This is a genomic window from Paenibacillus sp. J31P316 (genome assembly GCF_056269105.1).
On the sequence record NZ_JBWDNI010000002.1, the window covers coordinates 584,230 to 598,428 of the forward strand.

The 14,199-nt window shown below is 54.8% G+C and carries 13 protein-coding genes and 1 other annotated feature; of the genes, 3 read left to right on the forward strand and 10 right to left on the reverse strand.

Going from position 1 to position 14,199, the window contains the following annotated elements; translation table 11 throughout:
• Positions 1-9: 9 nt before the first annotated feature.
• The 4 genes from AC0YNU_RS07980 to AC0YNU_RS07995 all read right to left on the reverse strand — a co-directional run bounded on the left by AC0YNU_RS07980 (position 10) and on the right by AC0YNU_RS07995 (position 5,974).
• Positions 10-1,929 carry an ATP-binding protein gene (locus AC0YNU_RS07980; protein WP_475755022.1) on the reverse strand — a complete coding sequence of 640 codons (1,920 nt, stop codon included), beginning with the start codon at positions 1,927-1,929 and terminating at the stop codon, positions 10-12.
• A gap of 244 nt (positions 1,930-2,173) precedes the next feature.
• Complete coding sequence (locus AC0YNU_RS07985; RefSeq protein ID WP_475755023.1) at positions 2,174-2,893, reverse strand: YebC/PmpR family DNA-binding transcriptional regulator; 720 nt, start codon at positions 2,891-2,893, stop codon at positions 2,174-2,176.
• 167 nt (positions 2,894-3,060) lie between these two features.
• Complete coding sequence (locus tag AC0YNU_RS07990; protein ID WP_475755025.1) at positions 3,061-4,722, reverse strand: flavin monoamine oxidase family protein; 1,662 nt, start codon at positions 4,720-4,722, stop codon at positions 3,061-3,063.
• Between the two features lie 175 nt (positions 4,723-4,897).
• Entirely contained in the window at positions 4,898-5,974 is a 1,077-nt protein-coding gene (locus AC0YNU_RS07995) for a branched-chain amino acid aminotransferase (protein ID WP_475755028.1), read from the reverse strand.
• Between the two features lie 121 nt (positions 5,975-6,095).
• On the opposite strand from AC0YNU_RS07995, the gene AC0YNU_RS08000 reads away from it, so the two are divergent.
• On the forward strand, positions 6,096-7,028 hold the full coding sequence (locus AC0YNU_RS08000; RefSeq protein WP_475755030.1) for a LysR family transcriptional regulator: 933 nt from the start codon (positions 6,096-6,098) through the stop codon (positions 7,026-7,028).
• Here the strand turns inward: AC0YNU_RS08000 and AC0YNU_RS08005 are convergent.
• Positions 7,004-8,179, reverse strand: coding sequence for an aminotransferase class I/II-fold pyridoxal phosphate-dependent enzyme (locus AC0YNU_RS08005; RefSeq protein WP_475755032.1), 1,176 nt, complete (start codon positions 8,177-8,179; stop codon positions 7,004-7,006). The genes AC0YNU_RS08000 and AC0YNU_RS08005 overlap by 25 nt on opposite strands.
• A gap of 55 nt (positions 8,180-8,234) precedes the next feature.
• Positions 8,235-8,475: a binding site (T-box leader), on the reverse strand.
• A gap of 205 nt (positions 8,476-8,680) precedes the next feature.
• Between AC0YNU_RS08005 and AC0YNU_RS08010 the strand changes: the two genes are divergently transcribed.
• Positions 8,681-9,475, forward strand: coding sequence for an SDR family NAD(P)-dependent oxidoreductase (locus AC0YNU_RS08010; RefSeq protein WP_475755034.1), 795 nt, complete (start codon positions 8,681-8,683; stop codon positions 9,473-9,475).
• Positions 9,476-9,518: 43 nt separating this feature from the next.
• Here the strand turns inward: AC0YNU_RS08010 and AC0YNU_RS08015 are convergent, their stop codons facing one another.
• Together AC0YNU_RS08015 and AC0YNU_RS08020 are read right to left on the reverse strand one after the other, a co-directional pair.
• On the reverse strand, positions 9,519-9,881 hold the full coding sequence (locus AC0YNU_RS08015) for a DUF948 domain-containing protein (protein ID WP_475755036.1): 363 nt from the start codon (positions 9,879-9,881) through the stop codon (positions 9,519-9,521).
• Positions 9,878-10,525 (reverse strand): general stress protein, encoded by a 648-nt coding sequence (locus tag AC0YNU_RS08020; protein WP_475755038.1) that lies wholly within the window; start codon positions 10,523-10,525, stop codon positions 9,878-9,880. Before AC0YNU_RS08020 ends, AC0YNU_RS08015 begins: the two co-directional genes overlap by 4 nt.
• Positions 10,526-10,814: 289 nt before the next feature.
• Between AC0YNU_RS08020 and AC0YNU_RS08025 the strand changes: the two genes are divergently transcribed.
• The gene (locus AC0YNU_RS08025; protein ID WP_475755040.1) at positions 10,815-11,165 is read left to right on the forward strand and encodes a hypothetical protein; all 351 of its coding nucleotides are present in this window, start codon (positions 10,815-10,817) and stop codon (positions 11,163-11,165) included.
• Positions 11,166-11,244: 79 nt separating this feature from the next.
• On the opposite strand, the gene cyoD is transcribed toward AC0YNU_RS08025, so the two are convergent.
• The 3 genes from cyoD to AC0YNU_RS08040 are packed head-to-tail and all read right to left on the reverse strand — an operon-like array spanning position 11,245 to position 14,194.
• Positions 11,245-11,595, reverse strand: coding sequence for a cytochrome o ubiquinol oxidase subunit IV (cyoD, locus tag AC0YNU_RS08030; RefSeq protein ID WP_475755042.1), 351 nt, complete (start codon positions 11,593-11,595; stop codon positions 11,245-11,247).
• Positions 11,596-12,219, reverse strand: a complete 624-nt coding sequence (cyoC, locus tag AC0YNU_RS08035; RefSeq protein ID WP_475755044.1) for a cytochrome o ubiquinol oxidase subunit III — start codon at positions 12,217-12,219, stop codon at positions 11,596-11,598. It lies immediately after the preceding gene.
• A gap of 1 nt (position 12,220) precedes the next feature.
• Positions 12,221-14,194 carry a cbb3-type cytochrome c oxidase subunit I gene (locus AC0YNU_RS08040; RefSeq protein WP_475755046.1) on the reverse strand — a complete coding sequence of 658 codons (1,974 nt, stop codon included), beginning with the start codon at positions 14,192-14,194 and terminating at the stop codon, positions 12,221-12,223.
• Positions 14,195-14,199 lie beyond the last annotated feature (5 nt).

Consider the following 14,199-nt stretch of genomic DNA (forward strand, 5'->3'; position numbering starts at 1 on the left):
ACGCGAAGGTCATATGACCTTCGCGTTTGTTTGTATAAACCTGGCTGCCGGGAAACGAATCGTTGCCTCCGTCCCTACCCCCTTCTCACTCTTGTAAGTGAGCGTACCCTTCATCGCTTCAATAATTCGGAACGTGACCATAAGACCAAGCCCCGTGCCCTTCGACTTATTCGTGAAATACGGTTCTCCGAGCCGCTCGAGAATCTGATCGTCCATGCCCCCGCCGCTGTCAGCGATGTGGATGACAACATAGTCCTGCTCCTCATAGGCCCAAACGCGAACGAGTCCCGATCCTTCAAGCGCTTCAATACTATTCTTAATGATATTAATAATCGCTTGTTTTAACTTTGGTGAATTACCCATGATGCGCAGTGACCGCGGCATCTGAATCTCCAATCTCCCTCCTTGTAGATTGGCAAGGGGAATGATGATGCCTTCGACATGCTTGAATTCTTCCGCGAGATTAAGTTCTTTGACTTGTTCCATCTGCGGCTTAGCGAACGTCAAGAAATCGGTGATAATGACCGACGCCCGATCCAACTCTTCGATCGCCAGACGATAGTAATCGTCCTCGTTCGGAGCAGGCTCGTTGCGTTTCCCGAGCACTTGCAGCAAGCCTCTCGTGACCTGAAGCGGGTTACGGACCTCATGAGCGACCGAAGCTGCAAGTTGGCTGATAATTTCCATTTTCTCGGAACGCTGAAGCTCCGTGTTGTAAATTTCCAGTTCTCTCGAATACATAACGATCAGCTTATGCTGGTAAGCGAACCGTCTGCCGAGCACGACGATAAGCGACAGGACGAATGCGGTCAACCCCCACTTCCACCAGGACAATTCATAAGCTTGCTCCGAGGAATAGTACAAAGTCAGCTCCCCTACGCTGATGGCAGTGAAAGTGACAAGACCGCAAGCAATAATGATTGAATCGATATTTCGCTTCCATAACTGGCGGACCAACACCAGGAACATAAGAAGGAATTGAAGCAGCATGATGATGCCGATGCCTTTGATCGAAATGAACCTGTATAACGCCAAGAACGATTTGTCCGTGGCTACGTAAAGGATTAATGCGGCAACACTGCATGATGAGACGCCTGTGACTAACCGTCGGAAATTCTTGACAATGGACCTATAACCGCTTCCGAACAACTGCTCGAAGAAGATCATTAACGCAGGCAGAAACAGATAGAGGGAAAGATCGAACATGTATTGATACTGCTGTCCGTATTGTCCATAGAACGTATACAGGAATGGAGAATAACCGATCATCAACCCGCCGATGGGTAGGATAATGAAGGTAAGCGAGAGCCAAATCTTCAATTGCTGCCGATCTAGAAACACCGAGCATACGAGCATGACGAAAGCGACGAATATATAAGCACAGCCGATAATGATATCGAGAAGATCCTTCTTCGCATAATCGGTGGCCAGCTGCTGGTAATTCCCGAAACGGAGATCCCCGTCCAGACCTAGCCGGCTCGTATTGCTTTCCGCATGAATATAAAGCTCTTTGCCTGAATCATGCTTCTCTAGGCTAATCAGAACACGGTTCTTATCGAATTGATGCTCGTGTTCGGAATGAAATAGCACTTCTCCATCCAAATAGACCGTGACGTTCTGTCCGTAAATGCCTGGAAAGAACGCTCCGCTGTTGTTCGCAAGTTCCGGTAATTTCATGCGGATCCAAGCGGATTCCATGTTCTCCGGACGCAGCTTTATCGGTTCAGCGATCTGAATCTTCTGCCATGCCCCGGCGGCGGCCGCCTCTTCAGGTAAAGACGTTTCCTGGTCAGCGTGTTCCCATCTCATTTCCCATGAGGTCACGCTCGGCGACTCCAGCGAGGAAGCTGCCCATGCTGCCGGGCCTGGCAAGAGCGTAAACAAGCAAAACATTGCGATAAATACGGTTAGCATCGTTTTCAGCTTCATTCGGAACCTGCACCTCGGACTCATCGAATAGTTAATCTGTTTACCTTCACTACATGTTGAGTTTGACTTTTTATGACTTTATTCGACAATTTCAACACACACTCATATAGGCACTATGACTTACATATGGAATTCCTTATCCTGCATCTACCATCTATATTACCTCATATTTACAACGAATGGCACAAAAAAAAGCCGCAAAACCGCGGCTTTTTCATATTTTTAACTATTTTACCAAGCAAGACTATTCCTCGAATTCCACGTTGTGGTAAACCTGCTGCACATCTTCCAAATCCTCGAGCATGTCGATTAGACGCTCGAATTGCGCCTGCGATTCTTCAGGAATCGACACGTAGTTCTGAGCCATCATCGTTTGCTCGGCAACCGTGAAATCGGTAATGCCGGCCTGCTTGAACGCCTCCTGGACCGCTTGGAATTGATTCGGCTCCGCGTACACGATAACCGCCTCGTCCTCTTCGACGATGTCCCGGACATCGACGTCCGCTTCCATCATCAGCTCAAGCACGTCGTCGACTGTTTTGCCTTCGACGCCGATGACGGCTGTCGCGGTAAACATATAGGAGACGGAGCCGCTGACGCCCATGCTGCCGCCGCATTTCGTGAAGGCGGAGCGAACTTCCGGCGCCGTGCGGTTTACGTTGTTCGTGAGTGCATCGACGATCACCATGGAACCATTGGGACCGAAGCCTTCATAACGCAGCTCCACGTAATTGTCGTCGCCGCCGCCTTTAGCTTTGTCAATGGCGCGGTCAATGATCGCCCGGGGCACGTTATATGTTTTCGCGCGTTCCAGCACGAATTTCAAGGCTTGGTTGGATTCCGGATCCGGCTCGCCCTTCTTGGCGGCTACGTAAATCTCAAGACCGAATTTGGCATAAATACGACTCGTATTGGCATCCTTCGAAGCTTTCTTCTCTTTGATATTATTCCATTTACGACCCATCTTGGTTCATTCCCGCTTTCTTTGGATTTCAATAGCCTGCAAAAAAACATTCCGTTGTTTATTATTACATTTTCAGCACGGTCAGAACAAGCTTTACGGCGAAAAATGCGTTGAATTTCAGTGACAAGACGACAAAAAACCGGCTCCTCCGCAGGAACCGGTTTCTTTCAACGTAAATCTTCAATAATCTCGCTGGCTGCGCGTTCTCCGCTTTCAACCGCGCCGTTCATATAACCCTGGAACTCGATGGACGTGTGCTCCCCGGCAAAATGGCAATTGCCGAACATCCCCTCGCGCTCGCCTTCGATGCCGGCAAACTTCGTATACTGGCCGATTTTGCGATAGGAATAGGAGCCGAGCGAGTACGGATTGCCCAGCCAATAATCGCGTACGGCTTTGCCGTTCCACTTTGCCGATATTCCCGGGAGTACAGGCTCGATCTGCTGCAGGAACCGCAGGGCCCGCTCCTCCGCGCTTCCTGTCAGCATGCCTTCTCCGATACTGCCCCCCGTATAATCGACGAGCAAGCCTGCCATCCCCGGCTGCCCGCGGACGACGTCGAAGGTGTTCTGGTAGCCGGTATCGGCAATCGTATCCCCGTTCGAGCCGAGCGACAGCCAGTGGCGGTCCGCGAACTGCAGGTGCAGCTTGCTGTTCGTCCCCATGCCGAGCTCATGGATCGCATCGCGCTTCAGCGATCGGAACCCGGCTTGGCTGATGTCGACGGAGGAGCGAAGGATGGAGAACGGAACCGTGAGCACCACCTTGTCCGCTTCGACGACATCAATCTCCCCGCCTTGCTGAAAGGAAAGACGATAGCTGCCGTCTGCATTCTCGGCGATCGCGACAAGCCGGCGTCCGCGGACGATCGTTTGCTCGTCCAGCTTGGCGGCAAGCCGCCAGACCAATTGTTCATTGCCGCCTTGCACTTGGAATCGCTCGTCGGACAGGCCAAACATGCTGAACGCGTCAGCCTCCTCCATCAATCCATGCAAATAAAGAAAATTCAGCGCACTCTGCATGCCGGCTTCCGCCCCGTATTCGATCGTACAGGCAATGTCCAGCAGCCGCCCGAATCTCGAGCGCATTCCACCAGGGACCGACGCCTCGATCCAATCGGTGACGGACATCTGGTCCAGCTCCTGTCCGCGCCTAGTATGGAGGTTATACAGCGTCGGGAATCCCGCGGCTTGCAAATCGCGGTTGAGCGTCGGCAGAACAGCCTTGAAGTCTTCCGCTGCCTCGGCAAACGTGTATGGCTGATCGTCGAAGTAATAGCATGGCTCCGATCCCGGCGGCTCCGCCGCAAGCAAATCGGTCAGCTTCAACCCCAACTCCCTTGCGAGCCTTCGGATCGCGAGGTGGCCGGTATCGATGAGCATGCCGCCGCGTTCGGCGATCTGCCCTTCCTCAAAATCATCATACCGCGTGCTGCAGCGGCCCGCGGCTAGTTTATCATCCGCTTCATAGAGCATCGCTGTATACCCAGCCTGTCGAAGCCGGTACGCGCATGTCAGGCCTGCCAGACCGGCGCCGACAATCACAATTCGCGGCTTAGTTGAATTTGGTCGCATGCGTTTCTCCCACGACTTCGCCTCCGTCTGGAGCACGGGCTTCAACGAATAAGCCGCCTTCTCGTCGCTCTTCCCGTTTCCTCTCCGTTTCGCCGTCAACGTATGCCACTCTGACCATTCCCGGATCACTTCTTCTACCGGTAGCTTGCTATGGCTTGACCCGCTTGCGACGACAACCATTTCTCGCAGTAATCTAGCTAATGGCGTGCGCGGCATCCAATCATCCTTTGAAAACTCCGATTTGCTCGTCAGCATGAGTTGTCTTGCTACAGCATATGCGGTGCGCAAATGATAGGAAGTACGCGCTCGTCTGTTTTTCATAGAGTTATAGAATTGAATCATCGAGCAGGCTTCTGCGCAAACAAAAAAACGCCGGACAGATCCAATGGACCTACCCGACGCTTCGGGACCGCGCGGTGCGCAGTCAAACTTATTTCACTTCGACCATCCAGTTGAACGGATCTTCCAGCTTGCCGTATTGAATGCCCGTCAAGTTGGTGTACAGCTTCTCGGATACTTGGCCCGTTACGCCGCCGTTGATGACCAGCTTCTCGCCGAGCCAGTTCAACTCGCCGACCGGCGAAATGACAGCCGCGGTGCCGGTGCCGAATGCTTCCTCCAGCTTGCCGCTGCGGCCCGCTTCGTAGATTTCTTCGACGGAGAGCACCCGCTCCTCGACCGGGATGTTCCAATGCTTCAGCAGTTGGATCGTCGAATTGCGCGTGATGCCGTCTAAAATGCTTCCGTTCAGCGCCGGCGTGTAGACGGTGCCGTCGATTTTGAAGAATACGTTCATGCTGCCGACTTCCTCGATATACTTATGCTCCGCGCCGTCCAGCCAGAGAACTTGCGTATAGCCCTTCTCGTGAGCCGCTTCCTGCGCTTTGAGACCGGCTGCATAGTTGCCCGCCGTCTTCGCTTCCCCGACGCCGCCGATCATGGCGCGTACATAACGGGATTCCACGAAGATTTTGACCGGGTTGATGCCTTCCGGATAGTAAGCGCCAACCGGCGACATGATGATGATGAACTGATATTCATGCGATGGATGAACGCCAAGAAGAGGCTCCGTCGCAATGACGAACGGACGGATGTACAGCGAGTTGCCTTCGCCGTCCGGGATCCATTCCTGGTCGATGTTCGCGAGCGCCTTGACGGCTTCGATTCCCATTTCCACGGGAATGGGAGGAATGCTCATCCGATCGTTGGAGCGGATCAGGCGCTTCATGTTCATGTCGGGGCGGAAGAGCTGCACGCGGCCGTCTTCGGTGCGGTACGCTTTCAAGCCTTCGAACACGGTTTGGCCGTAATGGAACACTTTCGCGGCCGGATCAAGCGTGATGGGCTGGTAAGGCACGATGCGGGCTTGGTGCCAGCCTTGCTCGGACGAATAATTCATGATGAACATATGGTCCGTAAAATAGACGCCGAAGCCGAGTTTGTCCTGAGGCGGTTTTACTTTAGGCGAAGTCGTGCGTTCGATCGTGATCGGAGTAGATGCGATCATGGGAATCCCTTCTTTCGTCATATTCGTTGTTTAATTGCATTTTACTATGACCGTAGCTATATTAATAATATCTATTTTATCCATTTTGCATACCCTGAAGGTATGGAAAGGAGCGATTCCCATGGACTTGAAACAATTGAAATATTTCCTCGCCATCGCCGAGGAGAAGCAGATCACGCGCGCTGCCAAATTGCTTCATATGGAGCAGCCGCCGCTCAGCCGCCAATTGATGCTCATGGAAGAGGAGCTGGGCGCGAAGCTGTTCGAGCGCGGCCGGAAGCAGCTGACGCTGACCGCGGCAGGCGAGCTGCTCCGCTCCAAAGCCGAATCGCTGCTGGCGCAGCTCGACGAGACCATGCTGGAGGTCAAGGAATTAGAGGAAGGCGTCCGCGGCACGCTCTCGATCGGCGCCGTCGTATCCTGCGTGTCGATACTGCCGAAGCCCATCCAGCAGCTGCGTGCCGCTTACCCTCAGATTACGTTCAAAATTACCGAGGGTGACCATTTCCTGCTCGGCGAAATGCTGGAGAAACGTTCGATCGAGCTCGTCGTGTCGCGACTGCCGTTCGAAACCGGCATATTGCCGGCCAAGCTCGCGACCCTGCCTTTGCCGTCCGACCCTTATGTAACAGTCTTCCCCAGTTCTTGGGTGCCGCAATCCGGCGATGACAACCAAAGCATCAGCATGCATGAACTGGCCGAGTATCCGCTGCTGACGCTCAAGACGGACAAGACCATCCGCATGCACGAGCAAGTAGTGAACGAATTCAGACGTCACGGCTTGGAACCGAACATTATATGCGAATGCTCCAGCGTGACCGTTATCATGTCCTTGATCGCGTCCGGCATCGGCGTGACCGTGTTTCCCAAATCCATTCTTGCCTCCTTCCCGTATGGCGACGTGACCATGCTGCCTATCCGGGATGCCAACTTCCAATCGGATATCGGCATCCTGTGGCTGAAGGATCATCTGCTGTCGAAGCGCGCGCAGCATTTTATCGATTATTTCCAAACGCCTTCATCGTTGATTCATAACGTGCGCAAGAACGTATGAATCCGCTCCAGCGCCGCATCCAGTTGTGCCTGCGAGGCCGCATAGCAGCAGCGGATGAAGCCTTCCCCTTGCGCGCCGAACACGTGTCCGGGCACCGTGACGACGCCTGCATCATCGAGAAGACGTCGCGCGAATTCATCCGAAGAGAGTCCCGTAGGCGCGATCGACGGAAAGGCGTAGAACGAACCGAGAGGTTCATGACATGGAAGACCGATCTCTCGAAGCCCCGACACGAAGCGCTTCCGGCGCCCATCGTAGGACTCCACCATCCGATCCTTCTCTTCCAGCCCGTTCGTCAGTGACTCCAAAGCAGCGATTTGACCGATAATCGGCGCGCACATCGCGGTATATTGATGGATTTTGAGCATGACCGACACCAGCTCTTCGGGTCCGCATGTATAACCCACCCGCCAGCCCGTCATGGCGAATGCTTTGGAGAAGCCGCTGATGAGCAGCGTCCGCTCCTTCATGCCTGGCAGCTCCGCTATGCTTTCGTGCTTCCTTCCATACGTCAGCTCCGCATAAATCTCATCCGTGATGATGATCAAATTGTGCTCGACGGCAAGCTGCGCAATAGGCAGCCAGTCTTCGCGCGTCATGATGCCGCCTGTCGGATTATTCGGATAGCTCACCATGAGAATCTTCGAGCGCGGCGTTAGTTTGCTTCGCAGTGCATCGGCCGTCAGCTTAAACTGATCTTCGGCTCTCGTATCGATCGGTACCGTTACGCCGCCGAACAAGGCCGCAATCGGAGAATACGCGATGAAGCACGGCTCCGGAATCAAGATTTCGTCGCCCGGCGTAATCAAAGCCCGCAGCGCAAGATCGATCGCTTCGCTGCTGCCGTTCGTGACCAACACTTCGTCAGACGGTTCGTAGTTCAGCGCGAACGAGGAGGACAAGTAGTCCGCGATCGCTTCCCGAAGCTCCGGTAGCCCGGAATTCGGCGTGTACGACGTGCGCCCCTTCTCGAGCGCCAGGATGCAGGCATCCCGCACTAGCTTCGGCGTCACGAAATCCGGCTCGCCCACGCCGAGCGATATCACGTCTTTCCGGCCCGCCGCGTAATCAAAATACCTCCGTATGCCCGATGGCTGCATCTCGCGAGCCGCCGGCGACAATAAATCCGATAACGTTGTTGTTCCGATCATCCGTTTCTCCTCCTTGTTTCGAATCGACGCCTAAGAACGCAAAAAACCCGTCCCTAAAAGGGACGGGTATATACCCGTGTTACCACCCTAGTTCCGCTTTCCGATCAGGAAAACAGCACTCGTTCACGTATCCGACAATACGCGTCCCGTTAACGCTGGACCTGCGGCGCCGCTTACTATCATTTCAGCTGGCTTCTCGGAGATGGCTTCGGTCAGCGCCTGAATGTTGGTTTGCACCTGCCCCAACTCTCTGTGAATCAGACGGATGACGTACTCTTTCTCGTCAACGAATTTGTGGTTCATGTGAAGTTTGAAGTCATTATAGCGATAATGTCGGGTCAGCGTCAATAGGCAAATGTCAATTAAGCGAATCCAATTAATCATTGACGGTCCAAGGCACGTCCATTATTGTTTGAGTTAGAGGAAAATCGTTCCCGTCAGGATGGCGTATTCCGCAGCCGCGAGCGCCGCCCGGTTCTAACTACGAAGGAGTGAAAGCGCATGCAAGGTCAGCATAAACAGCTTCAGGGGCGGGTCGCTTTGGTGACAGGCTCGGCTAAAGGAATCGGCAGCGGGATCGTTCGCGAATTGGCTGCCCAAGGCGCATCGGTCTGCGTGAACTATGCAACCAGCGCCGAAGCCGCCGAACGGCTTATTCGGGAGCTTCATGCTCAAGGCTGCCCCGCATTCAGCTATCAAGCCGATATCGGCGTTCCGTCGCAAGCATCCGCGCTCGTCGATGCGGTCGTCGAACGCTTCGGCCGCATCGATATTCTCGTTAATAATGCGGCGATCGATCCGGTTATTCACTGGGCATCCGTAACGGAGCACAATTGGGACAGCATTATGAATGCCAATTTGAAAGGCACGTTCTTCGCGGCACAGGCCAGCGCAAGGGTTATGCAAACGCAGGGGTTCGGACGAATCATTAACATCAGCTCCGTTCATGCGAATACGACGATGCACGGCTATGCCGTCTATGCCGCCTCCAAGGGCGGAATGAATGCGCTCACCAGGCAGCTGGCGCTCGACCTGGCCCCGCTGGGCATCACGGTGAACGCCGTCGCGCCAGGCCTTGTCGAGGTCGAGAAGCACAGCTACGACACGGAGGCAGAACGCGAGTACGATGCGGTTCAAATTCCGGTCAAGAGAGTCGGCGTACCTGGCGATATCGCCCCGCTCGTCGCTTTTCTCGCATCGGATGCTTCTTCGTATATCAACGGGCAAGTGTTCACCGTCGACGGCGGCTCCAGCGCGCGTTTCTATCTGAAGCAAGGGCCTGTCGAAGCGGAATAAAGGAACTGCGGCCATCGCTTGCACCTTTAGCCCATAGCTCTTCTCACCATTTCTTAAACCCGCTCTTCCGCACGGACACATCGTTTGGCTCGATGCCGTCATTCAGTCCGACAGCTTTCTTCACCGACATCGTCACCTTGTGCAGCACATCCCCCATATCGTGGGCGCTCTCGAGCAGCGGATCGACGTTATTGAGCCGTACTTTCACGTCTTTGACGGTTTCGTTCAGCGTATGAATCGTCGACGTCGCTTCCTGCACGACGTTCCTGGCCGATACCCGCACCTCGGCAATCGTCCTTCGCGTCTCGTCCAGGGAGGTCATGAGCTTCTTCATCGTCTTGATGCCATAGAAGACGAGACAGGAGAAGGAAGCTGCCGCAACGGCCGCGCTTATGCCCGCGATCATCCTTCTTCACCTCCGATGGATGGATGAACGATAAATTCCTGTACGGGAGCAAGCGCATCGAGCGTATATTCCGAAGCCTTCGTTCCGATCACGACTCGAATATCGTCCGGCGCGTGCCGCTTCGTTATTTGCTCGAGCGCAGCGGTTGACGCTGCCTGCTGCTGCAAGGAGCCATACGCCAGAAAAATCCGCTCGACGCTCGAACGCTCCGCCTCCGTAACCGATGCTATGACCAGAAAATGATCATTCTCGATGAGCAGCCGGTAGTCTTCCGCTTCCGTCTCCGGAATGCCGAGACCGACCAGCCCGCCGACCAGCGTGCCCGTGCTTCCGCCGACCGCCGCGCCGGCAAGGAATACGGCCGCGGGACCTGCGGCAAGCAGCGGCCCGATTCCCGGAATGAGCAGCAAACCCGTCGTCGCCAAGATACCGACCGTGCCGCCAAGCACAGCCCCCGTCACCGCCCCGGCAGCCATTCCCTCCGCTCCGTTCGTCCCCGTAACGACATCCACCTGCCGCACCACTTCCCGACTGCGGCTGATCACGGACAGATTCTCCTCGCTCCAACCCATCGCTTTCAGCTCTTCGATGACATCGAACACGTTCTGTTCATTGCGAAATATCCCGACAATTGGCGTCTTCATGGTTATCCCTCCGTCTCTTTTTCGGTTCCCCTGCTAGCAGCTCTCGGCTGATTACTAGCTTTTTCACCAGACTGCCGGACGGGAAAACAGGATGGACAAGCCGGGAACGAACTATATTTTTAGAACCTGTTTCCGTCATTTTTTTGAACAACCATATCATGCTGAACGGAGGGCATTCGATTTCAGGCCCTGAAGCTGCGCGGCAGCAGCGATTCCGATCCTGTACGGCGGCTGTATGCTGCGCTATAATCAAGCCAATGTAATTAAATCCCAGTTGCCGAAAGGGTGCTTGGACATCGCATTCCTGACTTTCAAACCGATTCAATGGCTTGGCTTCGTCGCTGTCCTCCTGTCGATCGCCTTATGGATTCCTCTCGCCTGGACCGATCCGTACTTCGAGGGCATGAACAAGCTTAGCAGTCCGTCCATCTCATTCACGATGCTGGTCCTGCCGGCTTGCCTATTCTTCTACGGTCTATTGCGAGCCAGAGTCATGCCGCTCCTGATCGCCTTCATCTGGAGCTTCCCCTTCAATGCCATCCTGCTGTTCAGCTCGAACATCTATGCGCTGTTCGGCGTGAGCGGCTGTCTCTATCTGCTCTGCATCCTGCTGCTCCGGTTGAAGCAGGTCCGGTACTAGTAAACGACAAAAAGCGCGGCCCCCATATCGGAGACCGCGCTTTTCTTGCTTTCTAGCGTCTATTCAACGCCGTTTCGCATTATTGAACAACCGAGTTAAACGACATGATCCATACGGAGCCCGCGACGATAACGACGACGATAAACAACCCCACGATAAGCGCCATGACGTTATACTTCGGCCCTTCTCCTTCGCGGATGTGCATGAAGAAGAAGAGCTGCACGATCAGCTGAATGACGGCCATCGTAATGATGGTGATGATGACGCCGGTTTTGTTCATGCTCGTCTGGAAGACGACCAGAAGCGGAATGACGGTGAGGACGATGGAAATGATGAAGCCGATGACGTATGCTTTCAGCGAACCGTGATCCTCATGCTCGCCGTGTTGGCCATGACTATGATCGGCCGCGCCTGCCGGATGCTGACTCATTTACATCACCCCCATCAAGTATACGATCGTGAAGAGGAAGATCCACACCACGTCGAGGAAATGCCAATACAAGCTGATAACCGTGATTTTACGGCGCGTGACCGGCGTAATGCCGCGCATTTTCAGCTGCACCATCAGGCCGATCATCCAGATCAACCCGACCGATACGTGAAGTCCGTGCGTGCCGACCAGCGTGAAGAAGGCGGTCAGGAACGCGCTCGTGGAAATTTTCGCGCCTTCGTGAACCATGTTCACGAACTCGTTGATCTCGAGTCCGACGAACGAGGCGCCGAGCACGGCGGTTACGATCAACCAACCGATAAGCTGGTTGACCTTGCCTTTATTCATGGCCAGCACCGCCAAGCCGCTCGTGAAGCTGCTCGTGAGCAGGATGAACGTTTCCGCCACGAAGCCCGGAATTTCGAACAATTCTTTGGCTGTCGGCCCGCCGTCGACATGTCCCTTCAGGACAACATACGTGGCGAACAACGTACCGAACAGCAGGCAGTCGGTGACGAGAAAGATCCAGAAGCCGAGCACTTTCATCGATTCTTGATCGTGATGCCCGTGATCATGCGACGCATCCGCGTGCTGCGAATGGCCGTGTTGCATGGCTTGCTGCATATTAAACCGCCCTCCCTGCCGCTTTTTCGGTCTCGATGACTTCTTCGAGCGGAACGTAATAATCAGTGTCGTACGTGAACGATCGGACGAGCAGCGAGATGCCTACGCCGGCCAATCCGGCGAACGCCATCCAATTCCAGCCGAAGACGAAGCCGAAGCCGGCGACGAACCAGCAAGCGGCGAAGATGATCGGAACGCCGGAGTTCTTCGGCATATGAATCGATTCCAGCTTCGAGACCGGAACGGGATCCGCCGGAGCGAAGTCGCGACGTTCCTTCTCTTCCCAGAACGGATCGCGTTCGTCGACGACAGGCACGACCGCGAAGTTGTACATCGGCGGCGGCGACGGAATCGACCATTCCAACGTCCGCGCGTTCCACGGATCGCCCGTCGTGTCGCGTTCGCCGTATTTTACGCTGTACAGAATCTGCCACACTTGGAACACGAATCCGATGCCCATAAGGAAGGCGCCGATCGTCGAGACCAGGTTGAGCGGTCCCCAGCCCATGTCCCAACCGTACGTATACACGCGGCGCGTCATGCCCATGAAACCAAGCGCATACTGCGGCATGAAGCAAACGTAGAATCCGATATTCCACAGCCAGAACGCGTATTTGCCAAGCCGCTCGTTCAGCTTGAAGCCGAACAGCTTCGGCCACCAATAGTAGATGCCCGCCAGATAACCGAAAACGACGCCCCCGATAAGCACCTGATGGAAATGCGCGATCAGGAAGTAACTGTTATGGTACTGGTAATCCGCCGGCGCTACCGCGAGCATGACGCCCGTTGCGCCCCCGACGACGAAGCAAGGAATGAACGCGAGCGTCCACATCATCGGCTGCTCCAGGCGTATTCGGCCTCGGAACATCGTGAAGAGCCAGTTGAACACTTTGGCCCCCGTCGGGATCCCGATCGCCATGGTCGCGATCGCGAAGGCGACGTTGACGTCCGCGCCGGAGCCCATCGTGAAGAAGTGATGCACCCAGGTGAAGAAAGATAGAATGCTGATGCTCATCAGTGCGAAGACCATCGATTTATAGCCGAAAATCCGCTTGCGGGAGAAGGTGGCGACGATCTCCGAGAAGATACCGAACGCCGGCAAGACGACGATATATACCTCGGGGTGACCCCACATCCAAATCAAGTTGATGTACATCATCGGGAACCCGCCACCGTCCATCGTGAACAGATGGCCGCCCATATAACGGTCGATGAAGAGCAATGCCAGCGTGACCGTCAAGATCGGGAACGCGAAAATAATGATGATGCTGCTGGAGAAAACCGACCACGTGAACATCGGCATTTTCATGAATTTCATGCCTGGCGCGCGCATCTTGAGGATCGTGACGATGAAGTTGATCCCCGTCGCGAGCGACCCGATCCCGGAGATCTGGATGCCCCAGATGTAGAAGTTCTCCCCGACCCCCGAGCTGCCTGACAGCTCCGAGAGCGGCGGATAGCTGAGCCAGCCCGCATCCGGCGAACCGCCGATGACGAAGCTGATGTTGAACAGCATGGCGCCGAAGAAGAACAGCCAGAAGCTGACGGAATTCAAGAACGGATACGCGACGTCGCGCGCGCCGATCTGCAGCGGCACGACCATGTTGAACAGCCCGAACATCATCGGCATCGCCATGAAGAGAATCATAATCGTGCCGTGCGTGGTAAATACTTCGTTATAGTGATCCGCCTGCAGGAAATGCACGTTCGGAAGCGCGAGCTGCGTCCGCATGAGCAAGGCATCCACCCCGCCCCGGAAAAGCATGAGCAAGGAGGCGATTAAATACATGATCCCGATTTTTTTGTGATCGACGGTCGTCAGCCATTCCCGCCACAGCCAGCCCCACTTCTTGAAATAGAAGAGGACGAACAGGACGGCGATGGAGGTCAATGCGATGGAGACGTCCGCGCCGTAGATCAGCGGGTCGCCCGTCACAAAAAACGAGGAGGCGAAAGATTTTATACTGGCATACATATGAT